This is a genomic window from Allobosea sp. P1_A7, from assembly GCF_056406775.1.
Genome location: NZ_JBFTZN010000338.1, coordinates 1 through 5,847 on the forward strand (window position 1 = coordinate 1; position 5,847 = coordinate 5,847).

At 66.5% G+C, this 5,847-nt stretch carries 6 protein-coding genes; 3 read left to right on the forward strand and 3 right to left on the reverse strand.

The features are described 5' to 3' along the window. The coding region (gene lhpI / locus AC1D34_RS33340; protein ID WP_476826547.1) for a bifunctional Delta(1)-pyrroline-2-carboxylate/Delta(1)-piperideine-2-carboxylate reductase at positions 1-805 on the forward strand (805 nt) is incomplete at its 5' end. Positions 806-811: 6 nt separating this feature from the next. Here the strand turns inward: lhpI and AC1D34_RS33345 are convergent. Together AC1D34_RS33345 and AC1D34_RS33350 are read right to left on the reverse strand one after the other, a co-directional pair. Beyond that, positions 812-985, reverse strand: a complete 174-nt coding sequence (locus tag AC1D34_RS33345; protein WP_476826548.1) for a DUF3309 family protein — start codon at positions 983-985, stop codon at positions 812-814. A 114-nt stretch (positions 986-1,099) separates the two neighbouring features. Beyond that, complete coding sequence (locus AC1D34_RS33350) at positions 1,100-2,086, reverse strand: Bug family tripartite tricarboxylate transporter substrate binding protein (protein ID WP_476826549.1); 987 nt, start codon at positions 2,084-2,086, stop codon at positions 1,100-1,102. Positions 2,087-2,246: 160 nt separating this feature from the next. Here AC1D34_RS33350 and mepA point away from each other — a divergent pair, with 160 nt between their 5' ends. Next, on the forward strand, positions 2,247-3,194 hold the full coding sequence (mepA, locus tag AC1D34_RS33355) for a penicillin-insensitive murein endopeptidase (protein ID WP_441490229.1): 948 nt from the start codon (positions 2,247-2,249) through the stop codon (positions 3,192-3,194). An 8-nt stretch (positions 3,195-3,202) separates the two neighbouring features. Here mepA and AC1D34_RS33360 read toward each other — a convergent pair whose 3' ends face one another. Then, a complete protein-coding gene (locus AC1D34_RS33360; protein ID WP_441490228.1) occupies positions 3,203-4,333 on the reverse strand; it encodes an extensin-like domain-containing protein in 1,131 nt (376 codons plus the stop codon). 376 nt (positions 4,334-4,709) lie between these two features. Here AC1D34_RS33360 and AC1D34_RS33365 point away from each other — a divergent pair. Further along, positions 4,710-5,847: amidase family protein (locus AC1D34_RS33365; protein ID WP_476826550.1), on the forward strand; the 1,138-nt coding region annotated here is incomplete at its 3' end.

Here is a 5,847-nt window from a genome sequence, read left to right on the forward strand (position 1 = left end):
TCTGCTGATGCCGGCCTGGACCGGGCCGACCGCGCCGGAGGCTTTCCTCGGCACCAAGGTCGTCACGGTCTATCCGTCGAACGGCTCGCTGAGCCTGCCGAGCGTGATKGGCACATACTTGCTCATGAACGGTTCGACGGGCGCGCCGCTCGCCGCGCTTGATGGCGCGCGCCTCACGGCCTGGCGGACGGCCGCAGCCTCCGCGCTCGCCGCACGCAAGCTCGGGCATCCCCATGGCAAGCGCATGCTGATGGTCGGCTCGGGCGCGCTGGCGCCTTTCCTGATCAAGGCGCACGGTGCCGTGCGCGATTTCGAGGATATCGCCATCTGGGGCCGCCGGCGCGAGGGAAGCGAGGCGGTGGTGGAAGCCCTGGCCGCGGAGGGTATTACCGTGCGCGTCAGCGACGACCTCGAGGGCGACGCACGGCAGGCCGACCTGATTTCCTGCGCGACTTTGTCGCGAGAGCCCATTGTCATGGGCCGCTGGCTGAAGCGCGACGCCCATCTCGACCTCGTGGGCGCCTTCAATCTGTCGATGCGCGAGGCCGATGACGAGGCTCTGCACCGTGCGCGCGTCTTCATCGACACTGAAGCCGCCCTGGTGGAGGGCGGGGATGTGGCGGTCGCGATCAAGGCTGGTGCTTATGAGGCGGACAAGGTCGCCGGCACGCTGGCTCAACTGTGCCGCGGCGAAGTCGCCGGGGCCAATGAGGACGGCGAGATCACGCTGTTCAAGTCGGTCGGTACCGCGATCGAGGATCTCGCCGCGGCCATGCTGGTCTGGCACCTCGCCAATCCTAGCTGAAGCCCGTCAGACACGGACGGGCACGCCCCCGATTGCACCTAGCAGCCAAAGCACCAGAACGACCATCAGAACGACGCCGACGACACCGCCGAGGCCGGCATTGCCGTAGCTGCGATGGCCATAATACCCGCCGCCGCCGAGCAGCAGGATCACCAGCAATATGATGACGAGTGTGGACATGACGCGCTCCCTTTCTCATGTGAAGCGCGCCGCCAGGGGCGCGCCGAACGTGAAGGGAGAACGTCGTTGCCTGGCTCAGGGTTCCGAAGCGGTGATGCTTGGTCCGCTCAGGATTTACTCGACCTTGACGCCGACTTCTCGGATCAGGTCGCCCCATTTCCTCATCTCGACCTGAAGGAAAGCACCGAGCTCTGCCGGTGTGTTGCCGACGGGTTCGGCCGCCAGAAGGTCCATCTTGGCCCGAAGCGCTGGATCGGCGAGCCCGGCCTTGGTGTCGGCATGGATCCTGTCGATGACGGCCTGCGGGGTCTTTGCCGGAGCGAAGAGCGCGAACCAGGAGGAGACATCGAAGCCCGGAACGACGTCGGCAATCGGCGCGAAATCCGGAGCGGTCGCCGAGCGCCTCGCCGTGGTGATGCCGAGGCCGCGGATCGAACCCGAGCGGACATGGGGCAGCGCCTGGGTGATGTTGTCGAAGATCAGGTCGACCCGCCCGCCGATCAGGTCCTGCGTTGCCTGCGCGGTTCCGCGATAGGGCACGTGGACCATCTTGGTGCCGGTCAGCTTCTGGAACAATTCGCCGGAGAGATGGACCGAGGTCCCGACGCCGGATGAGGCATAGGTCAACTTGCCGGGATTGGCCTTGGCATAGGCGACGAGCTCAGCCGTGTCCTTGACCGGGAGATCCTTGTTGACGACCAGCAGGTTCGGCACCAGCGCAACCATGGTGATGGGGGCAAGATCCTTGGCCGGGTCGTAGTTCAGCTTGGCGTAGAGATACTGGTTCGTCGCCATGCCGACGGAGACGATCAGGAAGGTGTCGCCATTGGGCTCCGCCTTGGCGACGACATCGGTGCCGATATTGCCACCGGCACCGGGCCGGTTCTCGACGACGATGTTTGTGCCCCATGCCTGGCCGAGCTTGTCGGCGACGAGGCGCCCAAGCACGTCCGTCGCTCCCGCTGGCGGGAAGGGCACGACGAGTTTCAGCGTCCGGCCCTGCGGCCAGGAGCCCTGCGCAAAGCTCGCCGTGCCGGGCAAGGCCAGGCTTGCACCAAGCCCTCCAAGCAGCGCGCGGCGGTCGATCGTGGTGTCCGTCATCAGCATTATCTCCTCCCATGGGCGCGCGATCTTCTTCTGGGCGAAGGCGCCCGATCGCTGCGTAGCCAAGGCTGCAACCCTGCGTAGGCGTTGTCCATGCCTGATACGTGTGACGTTTCTCGTGCTTGACCTGATCTCCAAAACCCGGCGTTCTCGGGCGATGCAGAGCACGAATCGCCCGCTCCTGGCCCTGTCCGCCTTGCTCCTGGCCGCGCTGACGGCGCCGGTCGTGCATGCGCAGTCGACTGCGGAGGAGGAAGCGAAGCGCCGGACGGCCAATATCGCGGCCTTTCCGGAGGCGGCGCGCGCCCTGTTCGGGCAGAAGACGACGCCGGCCAGCATGCAGGCACGTGCCATCGGCTCCTATGCGAGGGGGTGTCTCGCCGGTGCGACGGCGATGCCGGTCGACGGCGAAAGCTGGCAGGTGATGCGGCTGGCCCGGAACCGCAATTGGGGCCATCCCGCGCTGATCTCCTATCTGGAGACGCTCGCCCGCAACGTCCCCAGGATCAACGGCTGGCCCGGCCTGCTGGTTGGCGACATCTCCCAGCCGCGCGGCGGCCCGATGCTGACCGGCCATGCTTCGCACCAGATCGGCCTCGATGCCGATGTCTGGCTCACGCCGATGCCGAAGCAGCGCCTCGACAGTGACGCGCGCGAGAATATGTCGGCGGTGAACATGGCGCGAGCCGACTGGCGCGATGTCGACCCGAAGAACTGGACGCCCGCCCATACCAGGCTGATCAAGTCCGTGGCTGCCGAAGCGCGTGTCGAGCGCATCTTCGTCAATCCCGCGCTCAAGGTTGCATTGTGCCGCGAGGCTGGTGCGGATCGCTCATGGCTCGAGAAGGTCAGGCCGATGTGGGGCCATAACTACCATTTCCATATCCGGCTGAGCTGTCCGGCGGGAATGGAGGGGTGCTCCGGCCAGGAGCCGCCGAACTTTGGCGACGGCTGCGGCGCGGAACTGACCGGCTGGGTCGAGCGGCAATACAAGGCGATCTTCAATCCGCCCAAGCCGCGCCCGGGACCGAAGCCCAAACCGCAGCCGCCGATATCCGTCGATGCATTGCCGGCGGAATGTCGGCAGGTGCTGGTCTCGCGCTGACGCTGCCCTCAATAGCGCCGGCCGCCGCCGGTTTGCGCCCGGCCGTAAGCGAAGGGGTCGTTGCCTGGCGAGATCTGCGGCTGTGCCTGCTCCTCGCCCTGCATGTCCATGACGCCATTGCCCTCATCATCGCCGACGATCAGCTCTTCGGTCGGCGGGACGGAGCCCGGCAGCCTCAGCGGGCCTTGGGCAGCGCTCGGTGGCGTCTCCGGTCGGTAGCGCGGCGGGTTGAGCGGCTGCTCGTCGAGATAGCGCCGCTGTGCATCGAGGCTCTGGCCGCCCTGATGGTTTGCGACGGGATAGCCGCCATTGACCGCGCCGGGGGGGCGCAAGCCGTCGCTGGGCTGCCGCAGCATGCTGCCTGAGGCGCCTGCCACCATGGGTGGGAGGTTGTCGCGCATGGACTTCTGCGCGGTCGAATAGGTGCGTGCCGGGTCCGGCGGCGGCAAGTTGTAGTTCGGGGTGTATTTGATCACCGGCTTGCAGATCTGCCGGCCCTTGGCGTGGCGCGCCAGATCGATGTGGAAGTGATCGTAGTGGAACATGTCCGCACCCGGCCCGAGCACGGTCGAAAACTGCTGGCAGGCTCCAACGAAAACCTCGCGCAGGAAGGCCTGCTCTTCAGGCGAGCCGTGCCAGCCGTCCTTGACGGTGATGTTGCGCCCGTCATTCAGCCGGAAGGAGAACACGTCGACGGCATTGCCGAAGGCATGCTCGGATGTGCGGCTGGTGCCGGTGCCGTTGTTCATGGCCCGGCAGGAATAGGAGCCTGCCCTGAGCTCGATCACTTGGGCGCCGAGTACGTTTTGCGCCGCTGGTTGCACCACTTCGGCCAGCCACTTGTCGGTAGTGGCGACGATGGGGCAACCGAGCGTGGCATTGCTGGTGAGGTGAACCGAGCCACCCGAGAAGGCGGAGACACGGAGCGGCCTGGTCATGCCGCAGGTGCCCGGCCCGTCGATCGGCTTCTCGCGCAGGCTGACATAGGACGAGAGCGGGACCTGACGGGAGGCCATGCAGGCGGCTTCCGCCTGGTCGCGCCAGGCGGCACGCTGTGCTTTCTGGAACTTGCCGCAGCCGGCAAGACCAGTGGCGCCGATGACGCCGAGCGCGAAGAGGGCGAGATGAACGCGTCGCATGACCGATCAAATGCGACCCGTTTGGTGAACGGTTTCTCAACCCAGTGAGCCCCGTACGCCACAGGCGGATTAACTTTGGAGCGGCGGTTAACGAGTGGTTAGCGGGCCAGTCCTGCCTGACCTAAGGCGATCCGGCGCATCGACGCCATGCGCCAAGGGGGATGTCCGGCGGTATCGCAGCGCGCTGAAATCATGCCAGCATCTGCTCAGCATCGGCCCCTAAAAGTGGAACGCAGTTTTTGGGAAAGCCGATGCAAACGCAGAAAGCATCGGCCCCTAAAAGTGGAATGCGGTTTTCGGGAAAGCCGATGCAGACACAGGTGGTTGGATCATCGATCCGACGATCCAACCAAATCCAGCCCTTCGAGGATCTCGCATGCTGTCCGTTCGCGCCATTGCCCATCAGGTTTCCAGCGGCGCCGTGAGCGCGTCGTCCGCGCTGGCCGATTGCGCCACCCGCAGCGCTGCGAGGGAGCCGGACATTCGCGCCTTCGCCAGTCGGCCCGAACGGCTGGAGCCCGGCTCCGGCCCGCTCGCGGGGGTCGCATGCGGCGTCAAGGACATCATCGACACCGCCGACCTGCCGACCGGCATGGGCTCCCCGATCTATGATGGCTGGCAACCGCGCGCCGACGCGCCGATCGTGATGGCGCTCAAGGCCGCTGGGGCGACAATCGCGGGCAAGACCCACACCACCGCCTTTGCCTTCCTCGATCCGGCGCCGACGCGCAATCCGCATGATCTTACCGCGAGCCCGGGAGGGTCGTCGGCAGGTTCGGCGGCGGCGGTCGCAGCCGGTATGATCCCCTTGGCGATCGGCACGCAGACCGGTGGCTCGGTCATTCGCCCCTCGTCCTATTGCGGTGTCGCGGGCATCAAGCCCTCCTATGCGTTGCTGCCGACCGTCGGCATCAAGCCCTTCTCCTGGTCGCTCGACACCGCCGGGCTGATGGCAGCGAGCGCCGACGATCTGGGTTTTGCACTGGCGGCCCTGACGGGACGGCCTGAATTGGACGCTGACGCGGCGAGGTTGGAAGGCTTGCGGATCGGCGTGACGCGCCAGCCCTTTGCCGGGGAGCCGGAGGCGGGTTCCGAAGCCGCGCTGGCCGCGGCTCTCGCTCTTGTCGCGAAGGCGGGAGCGACCGTGGTCGAGCTCGCGACGCCGAAGGCCCTGGTTGAAGCCTTCCACGCCCATGGCCCGTTGCAGGATTTCGAGGCCGCACAGGCGCTCTCCTGGGAGTATCGCAACCATCGCAGCGTGATCCCGCCCAAGCTCTCGGCCTATCTCGATGCGGCGGGAGCCGTTTCGCCGACGCAGTATGACGACGCGCGTGCGCTATCGCGCCGCGGGCGCGATGCCTGCCGTGACCTCTTCGCCGGGGTCGACGTCGTCGTCAGCTATGCCGCGCCAGGCGAAGCGCCGGATACGCTGGGCTCGACCGGCGATTCCCGCTTCAACCGATTGTGGACTTTGCTCGGCACGCCATGCCTGACGATTCCAGTGACGACGGGGC

Excerpts from the sequence above, each read along its gene's own strand:
- AC1D34_RS33345 (WP_476826548.1), bottom strand. The coding sequence starts at position 985 with ATGTCCACACTCGTCATCATATTGCTGGTGATCCTGCTGCTCGGCGGC.
- AC1D34_RS33350 (WP_476826549.1), bottom strand. The coding sequence starts at position 2,086 with ATGACGGACACCACGATCGACCGCCGCGCGCTGCTTGGAGGGCTTGGT.
- mepA (WP_441490229.1), top strand. The coding sequence starts at position 2,247 with ATGCAGAGCACGAATCGCCCGCTCCTGGCCCTGTCCGCCTTGCTCCTG.
- AC1D34_RS33360 (WP_441490228.1), bottom strand. The coding sequence starts at position 4,333 with ATGCGACGCGTTCATCTCGCCCTCTTCGCGCTCGGCGTCATCGGCGCC.